The organism is Pseudarthrobacter sp. NIBRBAC000502771 (genome assembly GCF_006517215.1).
GTDB classification, from domain to species: Bacteria; Actinomycetota; Actinomycetes; order Actinomycetales; family Micrococcaceae; genus Arthrobacter; species Arthrobacter niigatensis.
Genome location: NZ_CP041187.1, coordinates 2717953 through 2734879, shown reverse-complemented (window position 1 = coordinate 2734879; position 16927 = coordinate 2717953). Strand labels below are relative to the sequence as shown.

Annotated in this window: 18 protein-coding genes; 4 read left to right on the top strand and 14 right to left on the bottom strand. The window is 68.2% G+C overall.

What is annotated here, in order from left to right; all coding sequences use genetic code 11:
- Window positions 1-36 precede the first annotated feature (36 nt).
- Entirely contained in the window at window positions 37-966 is a 930-nt protein-coding gene (locus tag NIBR502771_RS12800) for an MIP/aquaporin family protein (RefSeq protein ID WP_141160086.1), read from the bottom strand.
- Between the two features lie 200 nt (window positions 967-1166).
- On the opposite strand from NIBR502771_RS12800, the gene NIBR502771_RS12795 reads away from it, so the two are divergent.
- Window positions 1167-2252: an ADP-ribosylglycohydrolase family protein gene (locus NIBR502771_RS12795; protein WP_141160085.1), complete on the top strand. Its 1086-nt coding sequence runs from the start codon at window positions 1167-1169 to the stop codon at window positions 2250-2252.
- Here the strand turns inward: NIBR502771_RS12795 and NIBR502771_RS12790 are convergent.
- On the bottom strand, window positions 2233-2712 hold the full coding sequence (locus NIBR502771_RS12790; RefSeq protein WP_141160084.1) for a DUF4395 domain-containing protein: 480 nt from the start codon (window positions 2710-2712) through the stop codon (window positions 2233-2235). The two genes, NIBR502771_RS12795 and NIBR502771_RS12790, sit on opposite strands and share 20 nt — an antisense overlap.
- A 79-nt stretch (window positions 2713-2791) precedes the next feature.
- The gene (locus NIBR502771_RS12785) at window positions 2792-3850 is read right to left on the bottom strand and encodes an exonuclease domain-containing protein (RefSeq protein WP_246839660.1); all 1059 of its coding nucleotides are present in this window, start codon (window positions 3848-3850) and stop codon (window positions 2792-2794) included.
- 82 nt (window positions 3851-3932) lie between these two features.
- Here NIBR502771_RS12785 and NIBR502771_RS12780 point away from each other — a divergent pair, with 82 nt between their 5' ends.
- Complete coding sequence (locus NIBR502771_RS12780) at window positions 3933-4727, top strand: DedA family protein (protein WP_141160083.1); 795 nt, start codon at window positions 3933-3935, stop codon at window positions 4725-4727.
- Window positions 4728-4813: 86 nt separating this feature from the next.
- Here the strand turns inward: NIBR502771_RS12780 and rdgB are convergent, their stop codons facing one another.
- The 6 genes from rdgB to clpS all read right to left on the bottom strand — a co-directional run bounded on the left by rdgB (window position 4814) and on the right by clpS (window position 9155).
- The gene (rdgB, locus tag NIBR502771_RS12775) at window positions 4814-5461 is read right to left on the bottom strand and encodes an RdgB/HAM1 family non-canonical purine NTP pyrophosphatase (RefSeq protein ID WP_141160082.1); all 648 of its coding nucleotides are present in this window, start codon (window positions 5459-5461) and stop codon (window positions 4814-4816) included.
- A complete protein-coding gene (gene rph, locus NIBR502771_RS12770) occupies window positions 5458-6216 on the bottom strand; it encodes a ribonuclease PH (protein ID WP_141160081.1) in 759 nt (252 codons plus the stop codon). Before rph ends, rdgB begins: the two co-directional genes overlap by 4 nt.
- A gap of 69 nt (window positions 6217-6285) precedes the next feature.
- Entirely contained in the window at window positions 6286-7083 is a 798-nt protein-coding gene (locus NIBR502771_RS12765) for an MBL fold metallo-hydrolase (RefSeq protein WP_141160080.1), read from the bottom strand.
- Window positions 7080-8108 carry a glutamate racemase gene (gene murI, locus NIBR502771_RS12760; protein WP_141160079.1) on the bottom strand — a complete coding sequence of 343 codons (1029 nt, stop codon included), beginning with the start codon at window positions 8106-8108 and terminating at the stop codon, window positions 7080-7082. The genes NIBR502771_RS12765 and murI overlap by 4 nt, the downstream gene beginning before the upstream one ends.
- Before the next feature lie 104 nt (window positions 8109-8212).
- A complete protein-coding gene (locus NIBR502771_RS12755; protein ID WP_141160078.1) occupies window positions 8213-8779 on the bottom strand; it encodes a DUF2017 domain-containing protein in 567 nt (188 codons plus the stop codon).
- Window positions 8772-9155, bottom strand: a complete 384-nt coding sequence (gene clpS / locus NIBR502771_RS12750; RefSeq protein ID WP_141160077.1) for an ATP-dependent Clp protease adapter ClpS — start codon at window positions 9153-9155, stop codon at window positions 8772-8774. Before clpS ends, NIBR502771_RS12755 begins: the two co-directional genes overlap by 8 nt.
- A 392-nt stretch (window positions 9156-9547) precedes the next feature.
- Between clpS and NIBR502771_RS12745 the strand changes: the two genes are divergently transcribed.
- A complete protein-coding gene (locus NIBR502771_RS12745; RefSeq protein ID WP_141160076.1) occupies window positions 9548-10876 on the top strand; it encodes a nicotinate phosphoribosyltransferase in 1329 nt (442 codons plus the stop codon).
- Entirely contained in the window at window positions 10876-11508 is a 633-nt protein-coding gene (locus NIBR502771_RS12740) for an isochorismatase family protein (RefSeq protein ID WP_141160075.1), read from the top strand. Before NIBR502771_RS12745 ends, NIBR502771_RS12740 begins: the two co-directional genes overlap by 1 nt.
- Before the next feature lie 18 nt (window positions 11509-11526).
- Here NIBR502771_RS12740 and NIBR502771_RS12735 read toward each other — a convergent pair whose 3' ends face one another.
- From NIBR502771_RS12735 to NIBR502771_RS12715, 5 genes are all read right to left on the bottom strand, one after another.
- Window positions 11527-13302: a DEAD/DEAH box helicase gene (locus NIBR502771_RS12735; RefSeq protein ID WP_141160074.1), complete on the bottom strand. Its 1776-nt coding sequence runs from the start codon at window positions 13300-13302 to the stop codon at window positions 11527-11529.
- A complete protein-coding gene (locus tag NIBR502771_RS12730; RefSeq protein ID WP_110541018.1) occupies window positions 13302-13640 on the bottom strand; it encodes a DUF3039 domain-containing protein in 339 nt (112 codons plus the stop codon). The genes NIBR502771_RS12735 and NIBR502771_RS12730 overlap by 1 nt, the downstream gene beginning before the upstream one ends.
- A 107-nt stretch (window positions 13641-13747) precedes the next feature.
- Window positions 13748-14527 carry a glucosamine-6-phosphate deaminase gene (gene nagB / locus NIBR502771_RS12725; protein WP_141160073.1) on the bottom strand — a complete coding sequence of 260 codons (780 nt, stop codon included), beginning with the start codon at window positions 14525-14527 and terminating at the stop codon, window positions 13748-13750.
- 21 nt (window positions 14528-14548) lie between these two features.
- Window positions 14549-16120 carry a transporter gene (locus tag NIBR502771_RS12720; RefSeq protein ID WP_141160072.1) on the bottom strand — a complete coding sequence of 524 codons (1572 nt, stop codon included), beginning with the start codon at window positions 16118-16120 and terminating at the stop codon, window positions 14549-14551.
- The gene (locus tag NIBR502771_RS12715) at window positions 16102-16896 is read right to left on the bottom strand and encodes an ABC transporter ATP-binding protein (protein WP_141160071.1); all 795 of its coding nucleotides are present in this window, start codon (window positions 16894-16896) and stop codon (window positions 16102-16104) included. Before NIBR502771_RS12715 ends, NIBR502771_RS12720 begins: the two co-directional genes overlap by 19 nt.
- Between the last annotated feature and the right edge of the window lie 31 nt (window positions 16897-16927).

The window sequence follows — 16927 nt, the reverse complement described above, 5'->3', positions numbered from 1 at the left end:
CACTGACAGTGCAGAAAACGCCGCGGCAAAAGGCGCTCAGGACCTTTTTCCGTCGAAGAACTCCTGCACCTCGCTGACGCCGCGGGCTTTCTCCTCTCGGGCAGCCCCGGCAGGGACAGGCTCAGTCACGGCAGCCGCGTCAGCATCATCATCGTCGTCGTCAGCGTCGGTGCCCTCCCCGGCAGTCTCCACGTCCACAACGGGCGCAGGGGAACCGGTCACGTCACCGATCCGGAACACCAGCCCCGCGATGGCAGCACCAGCCAGCGGCGCCACCAGGAAGACCCACAACTGCTCCACAGCCCAACCGGAACTGAAGACGGCGGAAGCAACGGCACGGGCAGGGTTGAACGGCAGGTTTCCCACCGCCTGGCCCACCTGCAGCAGTGCCGCAAAGGACAGGCCGACGGCGACGGGCGCCACCGTGCGGGCACCCCCTTCACGGCCGGCGGCTCCCAGGAAAACAGCCACGATGATGGCGGCACCCAGCAGCTCGAGGAGGACGACGGCCGCGAGGGGGGCCTGGATGATGGAGTGCTCACCGAAGCCCGCGGCAACGGTGTCGAAAGCCGTGCGGCTGTCCGGGATGCTGGGCAGTGTGCGCAGGATGCCGAACAGGGCCAGGGCGCCCACCAGGGCTCCGACGAGCTGGGCGGCAGCGTAGGCGGCGGCCGCACCGGCCCGGATCCGGCCGGCCAGAAGGTGCCCCAGGGTGATGGCCGGGTTGAAGTGACCGCCGGAGATATGCCCGAAGGCCAGCATGGCGGCGGTGACGGCGAGGCCTGCCGCCAGGGCTGAGGGGACCGGGCTGGACTGCGGAATGCTGAACAGGGGCACGCCCAGGCCGGCCACTGCCAGGAAGAGGCTTCCAAACGCCTCGGCCGCCAGGCGGGGCAGCAGGCCGGTGGGCGCGGAAACAGTGCCGCCGGGCTGCAGTGCGTCGCGGGCTGGGACAGGGGTGCTCATGGTGGGGACCTTTGCTTGTTGGGGGTCTGGGTTCGGGCTGTTTTTGTGGTTCCGGTGCTGCTGCGGGCATCCGTGCCGGCGCGGGGCAACCCGAGCAGTATCCCAGCCGCGGCTGTGCGTTTGCTGGACAGCAGCTGTCCGGGTGGGGGTAGCCCCGCGTGGAGCGCAGGACCACGTGGCCAGGACGGTAAATTTACCCCATGAGCTTTGACCACGGTATCCCCGCACCAACCCTTCCATCCCGCATCCGCGGTTCCCTGCTGGGCGGAGCCCTGGGCGACGCGCTGGGGTACGCCGTGCAATCCGATTCCATTGCCGGGATACGGGAGCGGTTCGGGGCGCGGGGCCTCACCGGGTTCGAGGACCTGGCGGGCCCCGGGCATTTCTCTGATGACACGCAGCTGACCCTGTACACGGTGGATGGGCTGGTGGAGGCGCTGGAGTGGGCCAACTCCGGCGTGGGCGCGGACGTGAACGCCTGCGTTTGGCTGGCCTACCTGCGCTGGCTTGCCGCCCAGGGTGAGGATGCAGGACCCTCCGCGCCGGCACCCCAGCCGCGCTGGATCGACGGCAATGGGGTGCTCAGGCAGCGCAGGCGTCCCGACAAGGACTGCCTCAGCGGTCTGGCCACCGGTGAGATGGGAACCGCCATGCGCCCGGTGAACCCCGACGCCAGGGGCACCGGCACGGTGATGCGTTCGGCTCCGTTCGGGCTGGTTCCACACATCACGCCCGACGCCGTCTATAAGCTAAGTGCCAACGCCGCCGCCCTGACGCACGGGCATCCTGCCGCCCGGCAGGGTTCGGGCATCTTCAGCCTCCTGATCCACCGGTTGGTGTCCGGCGAGGCCCTGCGGGACGCCGCTGCCGGTGTTACCGCGCACGCCGGCACCGTTGTGAACGTTGCCCCGGAACTGCCGGAGCGCCTTGCGGCCGCCCTGCGGCTCGCGGAGAACGGACTCGTCGGCCCCGAGGAACTGCAACGCGAGCTCGGCGAGGGCCGGACAGCGGAGGAAGCACTCGCCGTCGCGCTGTATTCCGTCATCGCCACTGCCCCGGCCGACGGGGCGGACACGCAGCCCGTTGAGCATTTCCGCAACGCCATGCTGGTGGCCGTGAACCACAGCGGCGCCAGCGACACCACGGGGGCGCTCGCGGGAAACATCCTGGGGGCCCTTTACGGGGAGGCCTGCCTGCCCGCCACCTGGCTTGAAGCCCTGGAAGCGGCGGAGGTCATCCGCCGAATGGCCGATCAGTTGGTGAAGGTTACGACCGGCGAAGGCTGATGTTGTTGCAGGCCTCGCAGACGTCCTCCGGGATCACGCCACGGCGCTGCAAAAACCCGAAGATGGTGCACCCCAGGCAGAATCCCGCGAAGGCTTCAAGCGACGCAGCTATCACCAGGATGCCCAGGAGCGTCCAGGCTGCCGGCGCCGCACCGGCGGCGAAGAGGAGCAGGGCACCGGTGGACACTGCCGCACCGATTCCCTGGGCGAAACGCTTGGGCGGCCCGGCAACCAGCTTTACCTTTCCGAGCCGGGGCGTGATCACCTTGACCGAAAGCAGTGCCAGAGGTGAAATCCGCGGGCCGAAGAGCAGCCGCAGCCAGAATCCGATGGCGATCGCTGCCAGCCCCCAGCCTGAATTTGCCACAGCGGTGGCGACGGCGAGCAGCACCACGAGCGCTGCCGTGGTGCGGGCGGCGTACTCATTGACGGGGTTGGGGAATTCGAACAGGGAGGCCATCCCGCAAGGGTAGGAGGCAGCCGCAGGAGCAGCCAAGCTTTGTTGCGCCGCATGACCGCGGGCCCCGCCGCAGGATGGGTCAGGCGCCGGCGGCTGTGGCACCGGCCCAGGCTGCCCCGGCGCCGACAGGAAGTCCCCGGGCGTCTTCTGCACCGCCCACCATCTGCAGGAACTCGCCTTCGGACAGCACTTCAATGGCCTGGCCGCGCTCGTGGAGCTCCAGGACACGCCGGGCCTTGCCCGTGAGCCTGCCCGAACGCAGGTCCGAGGCCACGAACCCGTCCCCCACCACCAGGACGGTAGTCCGCGCGGTGACCCGGCTCTCGGTCCGCGCGCCGCACCTGGCCGAGCGAAGTTTGGCGTCCGGACGATTGATGGAGAGCTGCCCGGTGAACACCACGGTCTGGGCGTACAGCGGATGCCCGGGCTCGGCGTCCAGGTTGGGCTCCGGGTTCAGTCCTTCCTCCGGCCAGCCGGACTGGAACGGCCGGACCAGGGCCGCCCCGTTGCCGGAGTTCCCTGCCAGCGCCGTGAGGCTGGCCTTTGACAGGTCGCCGGTAGCGGGGTCGAAGGCCTCCTGCCGCGGCATGGCCAGGCCCAGGGACAGGTAGAGTTCGGCGATGCTGTTGGCACCGTTGCGGGCGGCGATGTCGATGAGGATCCCGGCGCAGGCACGGGCATCTTCCGCGGCGTCGTGGTGGTTAACCAGCGGAACACCTGCTTCCTCGGCGGCAAACGGGAGGGAGTTGGACACGAGCGAGTAGCAGCGCCGGGACAGCATGACGGTGCAGACGTAGTCGTAGGCCGGGCCTGGCAGGCCGGAGACTTCCAGCGCCGAGCGGATCACGCCAAGGTCGAAGGCAGCATTGTGCGCGACGATCACGTCATCGCCGATGAACGCCCCTATTTCGGGAAACAGCTCGCCAAAGCGCGGCGAGCCGGCAACATCAGCCGGTGTGATGCCGTGGATCCTGACGTTGTGGTGGTCGAAGATGTCGTATCCCGCCGGCGGACGCATCAGCCAGGAGGCTTCCGCGACGATCCTGCCGCCTCTTACCTTCGTCAGTCCCACGGAGCACGGGGAGCCCCGGAAGCCGTTGGCCGTTTCGAAGTCGATCGCCGTAAAGTCCAAACCCACGGCCCCTACCTTACCGCCGCGGACCGCCAGCCCCGGGGAGCCCATGCCCGTCAAGTACCCTTGAAAGGTGAACTTCCCTGTGATGAATGAGCTCGCTGTGTCCATGCTGGGCGGTGCGGGACCGGTCCAGCCAAAAATGGCGTCCTTCCTGCCCGATTGGCTGAACCCCCAGGTCTTCCTGGCCGATCCTGCGCTCGCCCCTTGGGTGGTGCTGCTGGTATGCGGAATCATCTTCGCCGAAACCGGCTTGTTGGTCGGTTTCTTCCTGCCGGGCGATTCCATGCTGTTCACCGCCGGCCTGCTGGTCGCCACCGGCACCATCAAGTTCAACATCTGGCTCCTGGCCCTGCTGATCGTGGTTTCCGCCATCATCGGCAACCAGACAGGCTACCTGATCGGTTCCAAAGCGGGCCCTGCGCTCTTCAACAAGCCCGACTCCAAACTGTTCAAACGCGAGAACGTCGAGAGCGCGCACGCGTTCTTTGAGAAGCACGGCGGCAAGGCGCTTATCCTGGCCCGTTTCGTTCCCATCATCCGGACCTTTGTCCCCGTGATCGTCGGCGTGGCGCAGATGAGCAAGCGCAAGTTCTTCATCTACAACGTCGTCGGCGCGGTGCTCTGGGGCGGCGGCGTGACCCTGCTCGGGTTCCTGCTGGGCGACACGGTGCCCTGGGTCCGGGACAACCTGGACATCATCTTCATCGCCATCGTGCTGGTCTCGGTGGTGCCGATCGGCATAGAAATCCTGCGCGGCATGTCAGCGAAGCGCCAGGCGCAGGCCTACGGCACAGACACCGTTGACGAATTCATCGAGGAGCACGAACCGGAGGCGGAGCAGAAGACTCCCCGCAACATCCAGGGCGAGCGGCCGGAGTAGCGGTCCGCCAACGTCCACCACCGCCAAAAAGGTGCGCACCCACGGGGGTGCGCACCTTTTTTGGAAAGCCGCCCTGCCGCAGGCTTTTAGCCTGCCGATTCAAGTGCCGCCACGATGGACGGCAGCAGTGCCCGGAAGGCTTTGCCGCGGTGGCTGATGGCGTTCTTTTCCTCGGCGGACAGCTCGGCGCAGCTGCGGTCATGGCCCGCCGGCTGCAGGACCGGATCGTAGCCAAAGCCGCCGGCGCCCCGCGGTTCACGGAGCAGGACGCCTTCCAGCTGCCCGTACTCCACCACCTCGCGCCCGGGCCCCTCCGCGTCCGCGGGCATGGCAAGGGCGGCGGCGCACACGAACGCGGCACCGCGGTGTTCGTCGGGAACGTCGGACAGCTGGTTCAGCAGCAGTTCGAGGTTGGCGGCGTCATCACCGTGGCGTCCCGCCCAGCGGGCGGAGAAAATGCCGGGGGCCCCACCCATGACGTCCACGGCCAGGCCGGAGTCGTCGGCGATGGCAACCAGTCCGGTGGCGCCGGCCACCGCGCGCGCCTTCAGCAGGGAGTTCTCGGCGAACGTCACGCCGCTCTCGACGACGTCCGGGGCACCCGCCGCGGCGGCGTCCACCACCTGGGTATCGACGTCGAGCCCCGGGACCTGTCCGCGCAGCAGTTCCCGGAGTTCGCGCAGCTTGCCCTTGTTGTGCGTTGCCAGCACCAGCCGGGGAGCCGCACCGCTCACAGGGTCTCCGCCAGGGTCTCGCGCTGGATGGCAGCCAGCTGGGCCGTGCCCAGGAGAGCCAGGTCCAGGAGCTGGTTCAGCTCGTCCCGGTCGAACGGGGCACCCTCAGCGGTCCCCTGCACTTCAACGAACTTGCCGGAGCCGGTGACCACAACGTTCATGTCGGTCTCGGCCCGCACGTCCTCCACGTAGGGCAGGTCCAGCATGGGAACCCCGTCGATGATGCCCACGGATACCGCCGCAATCGTGTCGATGAGCGGCTGGGCGTTCTTGGCGATGAGCTTGGTGTCGCGGGCGAACCGGATGGCGTCGGCAAGAGCCACGTAGGCGCCGGTGATGGCTGCGGTCCGGGTCCCGCCGTCGGCCTGGAGGACGTCGCAGTCCAACACGATGGTGTTCTCGCCCAGGGCCTTGGTGTCGATGATGGAGCGCAGCGAACGTCCGATCAGGCGTGAAATCTCGTGCGTGCGGCCCCCGATCTTTCCCTTCACGGATTCCCGGTCCGAACGGGTGTTGGTGGCGCGCGGCAGCATGGCGTACTCGGCCGTGACCCAGCCGCGGCCCTCGCCCTTGAGCCAGCGCGGCACACCGGCGGTCAGCGATGCCGTGCAGAGCACCCTGGTGTTGCCGAATTCGATCAGCGCCGATCCCTCAGCCTGGTTGGACCATCCGCGGGTGATGCTGATGGGCCGGAGCTGGTCGGGGGCACGGCCGTCGGCGCGCACTACGGGCACTGCTGTTGCTTCAGATGTCATGCCTTTAGCTTATCGAGTGCCCGCGCGGCAGGCAGGCGCCATGGACCCAGGCGCCGGGATCCGGCGTCGCTAGATGGTGTAGTGGACGCCCGCCACTGCGACCGCCACGTCGCCGGGAAACACCGGGCGGGCTTCGGCCATCACGGTGGTCTGGGACGTCCACACCGGGATGTGGGTCAGCAGCAGGCGCCGTGCACCGGCGGCCGCTGCCGCCTCGCCGGCACGCTTGCCCGTGAGGTGGACGTCGTTGATGCCGTCGTCGCGGCCCTCTTCGAAGGCCGCCTCGCACAGGAACAGGTCCGCGTCCTTGGCAGCTTCCTCCAGTCCGGCGCAGGAGTCAGTATCACCGGAATAAGTCAGGACACGGGACACCGGAACGCCGTCCCTGCCGGGCTCCACCACTTCCACACGGAGGGCGTAGGCCTCTTCGATGGGGTGGTTCACGGCGAACGGGGTGATGGTGAACGGCCCCACGGTCACGGGTTCGCGTTCTGTCCAGTTGGTGAAATCGAACTCTTCGTGCATACCGGGATCCAGGGGCAGGCCGTAGGCGGTGGCCATCCGGTCTGCCGTGGCGGCGGGGCCCCACACGGGGATCCTGCCCCGGCCCCAGCCACCGGGCTTCCAGCGGATGGCAACATGCAGCCCGCACAGGTCCATGCAGTGGTCAGGATGCAGGTGGGTGAGGAAGATCGCGTCGATGTCCTCCAGGTCGGTGTAGCGCTGGATGGCACCCAAGGCTCCGCTGCCGAGGTCCATCACCACCTTCCAGGTCCGCTCGCCGTCGGTGGCGGTCAAGAGGTAGCACGACGCCGGGGAGCCGGGTCCGGGGAATGAGCCCGTGCATCCCACGATGGTCAGCTTCACTGGGCGGACCCTCCACCGCGGCGCGCCCCGGCGAGCCCGCCGCCCACGAAGTTTGAGATCCTGGGGCGGTTGCGTGCGCTTTGCGCGGCGGCGATCATCTCCGGAGTAATGCGCGCCAGGCTCCCCGTGGGGTACTGCGCAGCCACGTGGTCCACGTGCCGGACTGAAAGGACTTCCGGGCCCAGGAACCGGCGGGCGAGCGCCTCGAACTGCCCGGCGTCACCGGTGGCTACGAAGTGGTGCTCGGGCGGGGCCTCCGAGGTGCGCTGCAGGTTGTGGGTGGCAAGGGCACGGTAGACGTCTTTGGCGGTCTCCTCGGCGCTGGAGACCAGGGTGACGTCGGCGCCCATGACGTACGAGATGACGCCGGTCAGCAGCGGGTAGTGGGTGCAGCCCAGCACCACGGTGTCCACCCCGGCGGCCTTCAGCGGCGCGAGGTATTCTTCGGCAACGGCGAGCAGGGCCGGGCCGGTGGTGATGCCGGCTTCCACGTAGCTGACGAACTCCGGGCACGCCACGGAGGTGATGTCCAGGTCGGGCGCTGCGGCGAAGGTGTCCTCGTAGGCGCGGGACCCGATGGTCGCGGACGTGCCGATAACGCCCACCTTTCCGGTGCGGGTGGCAGCGACGGCGCGGCGGACCGCGGGCTGGATCACCTCGATGACGGGGATGCCGTACTTGGCCGTGTACCGTTCACGGGCGTCCCGCAGGACAGCGGCCGACGCCGAGTTGCAGGCGATGGTGAGCAGCTTGACTCCGGAGTCCACGAGTTCGTCCATCACGCCCAGGGCGTTCGCACGCACCTCGGCGATGGGCAAGGGCCCATACGGGCCGTGGGCTGTGTCTCCCACGTAGAGGATCGATTCGTTGGGAAGCTGGTCGATGATGGAGCGGGCCACGGTGAGTCCCCCCACACCGGAGTCGAAGACACCGATGGGCCGGGCTTCCGGGGCGGCCGCCGGCACGTCGCTTGCGGCCGCGGGCTGTGTTTCCGCCGACGGTTCCGCGCTCGAGGCTGTTGTCATGGTTATTCGAGGATAGGTGGTCCCGGAAGCGTCAGTCATCATCTTGTGTCCAGCGACTCGTGTCTCCTGTGTCACAGGAACGGCCTCCCCCTGGCCGCCATGGCTCACCGGTGGGATTCCATGGACTGCAGCATGGCCTGGACCAGGGATTCCTGCAGCCAGGTGGTGAAGTTGTATACCAGCGCCAGGTAGCTCTCCACATCCTCGGCCTGGGACCAGTCCTGCATGCGGTGGACGTGCTCGGCGTCGGCCTCGTCCCTGATGTCCAGCCGCTCCGCCAGCACAAGGCGGACGTCGTTCAGCGCCATGGACCAGTGCTTTGCCCCTTCGGGCGTCAGCACGATCTCGTCTTTGTCCAGGTCCAGGGCCGCAGCGCGCAACGCACCGATCTTTGTTTCCCGCAGTGACCGCTCGGTGAGCTGGCGGAACTCAAGGGACGCGGCGCCGTCGTCCTTCGCCACGTTGGGCAGCAGCCGCCGGACGGCACGGTCGGTGGGCTCGGCCACGTCCATGTCCAGGCCAATGAGGGCTGCCAGCGGGTCCTGCCCGGTGCGGTCCTCCGGCTGGAGCATGGAGATGACGTCATCGATGAGGCTGCGCAGCAGGTCCCGTTCGGCAGGTTCCAGGAAACCGGTGATGCCCTTGAGCCCGTATTTGAATGCCTTAGCCACGTTTCCCCTTACCCTGGCCCGGACCGCCGGACTTGCCGGACTTGCCACCGGTTCCGCCGCTGGCTTTTTCCACGGTTGCCCAGAGCCCAAACCCGTGCATGGCCACGGCGTGGCGCTCCACCTGTTCCTTGCTGCCGGAGGCAACGATGGACCGGCCCTTCTTGTGGACCTCCATCATGAGCTTGTTGGCTTTGCTTTCCGAATAGCCAAAGTAGCTTTGGAAGATGTAGCTGACGTAGCTCATCAAATTGACGGGATCGTTCCAGATCACCAGGTTCCAGGGGATGTCCGGCGCGGTCAGGGAGTCGGTGGACTCTGCTGTGCCGGTCCGGATGCCCTCCTGTGTATCAGGGCCGGGCGCAACGCTTATGGTCATCTGTCCATTCTATGTGGGGGTTGGGGCCCACGACGGCGAGGGTCCCACGGCGAAGCGAAGCGAGACGCGGGAGCCGTCGGGTGGGCCCACGACGGCGAGGGTCCCACGGCGAAGCGAAGCGAGACGCGGGAGCCGTCGGGTGGGCCCACGACGGCGAGGGTCCCACGGCGAAGCGAAGCGAGACGCGGGAGCCGTCGGGTGGGCCCACGACGGCGAGGGTCCCACGGCGAAGCGAAGCGAGACGCGGGAGCCGTCGGGTGGGCCCACGACGGCGAGGGTCCCACGGCGAAGCGAAGCGAGACGCGGGAGCCGTCGGGTGGGCCCACGACGGCGAGGGTCCCACGGCGAAGCGAAGCGAGACGCGGGAGCCGTCGGGGACTAGAGTGACTTTCGTGAGCACCTCAGCCGGCTGGGACCATCCCCGCACGTCCTTTTACACCGACCACTACGAGCTGACCATGCTGCAGGCATCCCTCCATTCCGGGGCGGCCCACCGCAGGTCCGTGTTCGAGGCGTTTGCGCGGCGCCTGCCGGACGGCAGGCGCTACGGCATCGTGGCCGGCACCGGACGCCTGCTGGAAGGCATCGCGAATTTCCGTTTCGGCGAGGCGGAACTGGAGTTCCTGGAACGCACCAACGTGGTCAACCGGGAGACCCTGGAGTACCTGGCCAACTACAGGTTTTCCGGCGATATCTGGGGCTACGCCGAGGGCGACGCGTACTTCCCCAACTCCCCCATCCTGGTGGTGGAGGCCTCGTTCGCCGAAGCCTGCATGCTGGAGACCTACCTGCTGTCAGTGCTTAACCACGACACCGCCATCGCCTCCGCCGCCTCCCGGATGGTCACCGCTGCGGGCGGCCGCCCCTGTATCGAGATGGGCTCCCGGCGCACGCATGAAGAAGCGGCCACGGCCTCAGCGCGCGCGGCGATCATTGCCGGTTTTGACAGCACCTCCAACCTGGAGGCGGGCATCCGCTATGGTGTGAAGACGGTGGGCACCGCCGCCCATTCCTTCACGCTGCTGCACGATACCGAACGGGAGGCCTTCGAGGCCCAGATTGCCTCCCTGGGCGCAGGCACGTCCCTCCTGGTGGATACCTACGACGTCGAGAAGGCCGTCCGCACGGCGGTCGAGCTGGCAGGGCCCAGCCTGGGCGGCGTCCGGCTGGACTCAGGCGACCTGGTGGCGCAAGCACAGTGGGTGCGCCGGCTCCTGGACGACCTCGGCAACGAGCACACCAAGATCGTGGTGACCTCGGACCTGGACGAATACGCCATCGCGGCCCTGCAGTCCGCTCCCGTGGACTCCTACGGCGTGGGCACGTCGCTGGTCACAGGTTCCGGCGCCCCCACCGCCAGCATGGTCTACAAGCTGGTCAGCCGCGCCGACGACGAGGGCAACTTCGTCTCCGTGGCGAAGGCGGCCAAGAACAAAGCCAGCGTGGGCGGCCGCAAATATGCCCTCCGGAAGCTGGACGAACGCGGCCGGGCCACCGCCGAGGTGGTGGGCGTGGGACACCGGCCGGAGGACGACGGCAATGACCGTCCGCTGCTGCAGCAGTTCATGAAGAACGGCGAACTGCTCCCGGGCTGGACCGGCCACGAAGGTGTACTGCGCGCACGGCAGCGGCACGCAGACACCATGGCGGAGCTGCCCCCGGTGGTCAACCGCCTGCAGCGCGGCGAGGCCGCGATTCCCACCATTTACGAGGAGCACTGATGTCCCGCGCCCTGATCATCGTGGACGTGCAGAACGATTTCTGCGAGGGCGGTTCACTCGCCGTGCCCGGCGGTGCCGCGGTTGCCGGTGCCATCAGCGAATACCTGGACGCCCACCACACCGAATTCGACCACGTGGTGGCGACCCAGGACTGGCACATCGACCCGGGCAGCCACTTTTCCGACACGCCCGACTACCGGGACAGCTGGCCCCGGCACTGCGTGGCGGGCACCCGCGGCGCCGACCTCCACCCGGACCTGGACACCGAATACGTGGACGCCTACTTCCGGAAAGGCCAGTTCGCGGCCGCCTACTCGGGCTTCGAGGGCCTGCTGGCACCGGAGGACGCAGTTCCCACCGGCGAACGCCAGGCAGGCGGCCTGCCCGGCGCCGCGGCAGCACTGGAAACTGATGAGGACGCCATTGGCCTCGACGACTGGCTGCAAAGCCACGACGTGGAGGACGTGGTGGTGGTGGGCATCGCCACCGACTACTGCGTGAAGGCCACGGCCCTGGATGCCGTCCAGGCCGGCTACGGCGTCACCGTGGTGCGGTCGCTCACCGCCGGCATCGCCGAGGACTTGGAGGACGCCGTCGCCGAAATGGAGCTCGGCGGGGCGGACATCGCTTGATTCCTGCGAGTGCGGCCGCTACTTGCGGCCCACGAACCAGTCCTGGAGCTTGCGCAGCCGCGACTTCAGCTGCTCCTCGTTGGCCTGGGCCACCGGGGGTCCGCCGCAGACAGTGCGGAGCTTGGTGTGCACCACTCCGTGCGGGGTCCCGGTCCGGGCAGACCAGGCGGCCACATTCTTGGCCAGTTCGTTGCGCAGGTCCATCAGCATCCGGTGGTCAGGGACGGCCGGAACCTGCTGGGCTGCCGGGGCCTTCCGGTTCTTCCGGTTCAGCTGCTCGTGCTGGCGCTGGCGCAGCAGCGTCCCCACCTGCTCAGCGTCGAGGAGGCCCGGGATCCCCAGGAAGTCCAGCTCGTCGTCGGACCCAACTTCACCGCCCGTGCCGAACTCGCCGCCGTCGAACAACACGCGGTCAAAGGACGCCTGGGAGTCCAGCGCCTCGAACTTGCCCTTGGTCAGGCTGTCCGAGGCCTTGTCCTCACGGTTGGCCTCGGCCATCAGCGAGTCCTCGGGGTTGAAGAGGCCGTCGCCGTCTTCCTTCTCGGGCCGGTCCAGCGCGTGGTCCCGTTCCATCTCCATGGAGTTGGCCAGCGCCATCAGCTGCGGTACGGACGGCAGGAAGACCGACGCCGTTTCGCCCCTTTTGCGGGCACGCACGAAGCGCCCCACGGCCTGGGCAAAGAACAGCGGCGTGGATGTTGAGGTGGCGTAGACACCCACGGAAAGCCGGGGCACGTCAACGCCTTCGGACACCATGCGGACCGCAACCATCCAGCGCTTGTCGCCAGCCGAAAAGTCCTCAATCTTGCTGGATGCCTTGGCGTCGTCGGAGAGGATGACGGTGGGCGATTCGCCGGTGATTCTCTTCAGCTGCCCGGCATAGGCACGCGCGTCCTCGTGGTCCGTGGCGATGACCAGGCCACCGGCATCCGGTACGGTGCGCCGGACTTCGCTGAGCCGCTTGTCCGCACCGGCCAGGACGGCGGGAATCCACTCCCCCGCCGGGTTCAACGCAGTCCGCCACGCGTGGCTGGTGATGTCTTTGGTCACGGCGGCCTCACCCAGGGAGGCCGCCATTTCCTCACCCGCGCTGGTACGCCAGCGCATCTGGCCGGAGTAGGCCATGAACATCACGGGCCGCACCACGTGGTCCCGGAGGGCGTTGCCGTAGCCATAGGTGTAGTCGGCCTTGGAGCGCCGGATGCCGTCACGGTCCTCGGCGTACTCCACGAACGGGATGGGCGAGGTGTCCGATCGGAACGGCGTACCGGTCAGGGACAGCCGGCGCACCGCGGGGTCGAACGCCTCGCGCAGGCCATCGCCCCAGGACAGTGCCTCGCCGCCGTGGTGGATTTCATCCAGGATCACCAGGGTGCGGGCGGCCTCGGTCTTGGCACGGTGCAGCAGGGGTTTGCTGGCCACCTGGGCATAGGTGACGGCGACCCCGATGAAGCCGCGGCCGTGCTGGCCGTCGGAGTTCTTGAAGTTGGGGTCGATGGCGATCCCCACCTTGGCGGCCGCATCGGCCCACTGGCGCTTCAGGTGGTCCGTGGGTGCCACGATGGTCACCCGGTTAACGGCACCTGAATCGATCAGGGTGGAGGCGATCCGCAGCGCGAACGTCGTCTTGCCTGCACCCGGGGTTGCCACGGCGAGGAAGTCGCGGGGGCTGTTCTGCAGGTAGAGGTCAAGGGCTTCCTGCTGCCAGGCACGGAGTTTCGGGGCGGTTCCCCAGGCTGCACGTTCCGGGTATGCCGGAGGCAGGGTGGGGCCGCCAAAGAGCGTCTCCGTCACTACTTGTTGTTGCCCGAGTCTCCCGGACCCTTCCCGCCGTCGTTGCCCGGCCGGAGGCCCTCGTAGACTTCCTTGCATTCCGGGCAGACCGGGAACTTCTGCGGGTCCCTGCCCGGCGTCCAGACCTTGCCGCACAGGGCGATGACGGGTTCGCCGGTCATCGCGGACTCCATGATCTTTTCCTTGCGCACATAGTGGGCAAAGCGCTCCCGGTCGCCCGGTTCCACTTCCTGGCGCAGTTCCTCGCGCTCAATGGTGGCCGTGGACGTTCCAGCCCCGGAAAGCTCGCGCATCGGGTCGTTTTCGAGAGGGTCCGTCATGCTAGTCATGGCATCCATCTTAGCCTTTCCGCCGGCCGGGCGTTCGACGGCGGCACGCCCGCGCCGGGGTCCGGAACCGGCCGTCGTCGGACTTTTTAAAGCCGGCCGGTGCCCCGCAGGACAAGCTACAGACCCTGCCAGGCCGGCTTGTTCTCATACGTATGGCGGTAGAAATCAGCGAGTTTCAGCGCCGAGGCGGCCGCTTCGTCCAGCAGGATGGTGGCGTGCGGGTGGAATTGAAGCACCGAGGCGGGACAGATGGCGGCGACCGGCCCCTCGACCAAATCGCGGACGGCCTGGGCCTTTTGCGCGCCCGTGGCGAGGAGGATCACGTGGCGCGCCGCCATGATGGTGCCCAGTCCCTGGGTGATGACGTGGTGCGGCACCCCACCCAGGTTGTCGAAGAACCTGGCGTTGTCCCGGCGTGTCTGTTCGATCAGGCTCTTGATCCGGGTCCGTGACGCGAAGGACGAGCACGGTTCGTTGAAACCGATATGGCCGTCGGTGCCAACGCCCAGCAGCTGCAGGTCAATGCCGCCGGCAGCGGCCATGGCCTCTTCGTAGGCGGCGCAGGCAGCAGGGATGTCTGCGGCAGTCCCGTCAGGCACGTGGACGTTCTCCGGAGCGATGTTCACGCGGTTGGTGAACTCCCGGCGGACCACCTCGCGGTAGGACGCCGGGTGGCCGGCGGGGAGGCCGACATATTCATCCAGCGCGAACGCCGATGCCTGGCTGAAATCCAGGCCCTGCCCGTGCCGGGCCGCCAGTTCGTCATACACCGGCAGGGGCGAGGACCCGGTGGCCAGGCCAAGGACCGCGTCCGGCTTGCGGCGGACCAGCTGTTCGACGGCGTCGGCCGCGAGCCTTCCAATCTGCCGGCTGCCGCCGAGGATCACGACTTCCATGCTGTTCCTTTCCTGGAACTGTCAGCGGTTGACGGTTACCTGTGCCAGGAGCTCGGGCCCGCGGGCGTCAAGCCACCTGCCGCCAAGCCGGACACCGGACAGGAAAAGGACCAGGCCCAGCAGGGTTCCCACCGCCAGGTTGAGCCAGCCGAACAGGGCGTTTCCCGTGACTGCCTGTGCCACCAGCAGCGCCGCCTCCGGCAGGACCAGGACCATCAGCACCAGCATTCCCACGAACTGCACGGCCAAAGTCTGCCCCACATTGCCGGGGGGCTTCTTGAACGGGCTGTCGCCCGGCAAGGGGACGGTGACCGTGTACCGGGCCGACACCACCGAGGACAGCCCCAGGCCGGTAAAGAGGATCCCCAGGCTGAACCCCAACTGGCCGGGCAGCCCCGTCCAGTTGCGGGCAAAGGCGGCATACCCCACCGAGAACACCAGCACGACGGGCAGCGCGAAAGTCATGCACGCCAGTGCCCGGCCCAACCGGTCCGCCACCCCCCGGACGCCCGTGGCCAGGTGCAGTGCGAAGGCGGTGTTGTCATAGGAGACATCTGCGGAGATGGACCAGGCCAGGATGAAGGCGGCTACCGGGGCCAGGAACGCCAGGCTGCCGTAGCTGCCGGTCTGGGCCCCCTGGAACGCCAGCACCACCGGAAGCAGCGGGATGACCACCAGGGAGCCCGAGTACCGGGGGTCCCGGAACCAGTAAGTCAGGGACCTTGCCATGACGGCGCCGGCGGGGGTGGCCGGCAGCACGCCGAACAGACCAAGCCTGCCGCCCCTCCGCTTCCCGGCGCCGGCGTAGGGCGGGGTGACAAGTGCCCGCTCGAGCAGCAGCTTCCAGCACCAGGCCAGGGCCCCGAGGACGGCCACCGACACCACCAGCTTCACTGCGGCCTCGGCGGGCCGGCCCGACGCGATGTCGCCGGCCAGCGACCAGGGCGCCCCAAGCGGCGTCCAGGACAGGGCACGGGCGAAGTCCGGCAGGAACCCCGTGGACCCGGAGATGCCGCGGCCAACCCCCGCCACGATGGGACCCAGCAGGACCAGCGGAACCATGAACGCGAGGGCGCTGATGTCCTTGAAGCGCCTGGACGCGGCCAGGCTCGCTGTTGCCGTGGTGACCACCTTGGCCAGCACAATGCACGTCATGACGCCCAGGCACGCGCCGGCGAGGGCTGCGAGCGCCGGAAGCGCGCCGCGGGACCAGGTCACCACGGTGGCCAGTGACACCACCGTGGTGGCCAGGCCGGGGATGCCAATCAGTCCGCCGAGGGCCAGTCCGGCGAGCATCTGCTTCATGGGGATGGCGAAGGTGGTAAAGCGGGCCGGGTCGAGGGTCATGTCCGTGGCCGATGCCACCACCGGAACCACTGCCCAGCCCAGGACGGCGGCTGAGCCGCCCAGGACTACCGCGGTGTGTGCGGTGACCGGCCCGGCGGTGCGCAGCAGGACCAGGGCCATGACCAGCGTCGCCACCACCCCCAGCGCATAGAGTCCGGCGATGGCCATGCCCACCAGCTGCCAGGGGCTGCGACGGAGTCCGTTCCGGAGCAGCGTGAGCTTGAGCCTTAAAAGGTGCGCAACCATTCCAGCCCTTCCGTGTGGCTGTGGCCGCCGACCAGCTGTACGAAGCGGTCCTCGAGCGAGGCGCCGGCGCGCACCTCATCCACGGTGCCTGCTGCCAGCAGCCGGCCTTTGGCCACCACCGCGACGTGGTCGCACATCCGCTGGACCAGGTCCATCACGTGGCTGGATACGATGACCGTGCCGCCGGAGTCCACGTACCGGTCCAGGATGGAACGGATGTTCGCCGCAGAGACGGGGTCGACCGCTTCGAAGGGCTCGTCCAGGACCAGGAGGCGCGGGGCGTGGATCAGGGCGGAGGCCAGGGCAATTTTCTTGGTCATGCCCGCCGAGTAGTCCACCACCAGCGTGCCCGCATCCTGGCCGAGGTCCATGGCGGCCAACAGCTCCCCCACCCTCGCTGCCACGACGGCGTTATCCATGCCGCGCAGCAGGCCGGCATACGTAATCAGCTGCTCGCCCGTCAGCCGGTCGAAGAGCCGCACGCCGTCGGGCAGGATTCCCATGAGCCGCTTGGCTTCAAGGGGGTGCTGCCAGACGTCGACGCCGTGCACCACGGCAGTGCCGAAGTCCGGCCGCAACAGGCCGGTGGCCATGGACAGCGTGGTGGTCTTGCCCGCACCGTTGGGACCCACGATGCCAAAGAACGAACCGGCCGGGACGTCCAGGCTGATGCCGTCCACCGCGATCTTGCCGCCAAACCGCTTGGCCAGCCCGCGGATGGAAAGGGCCGGTACGGGGCCGGAAGACGGCGGCTGTTCAGGGATCGGGGCAGTCATGATGCCAGCCTAGCCCGCGGACCGGCGCAGC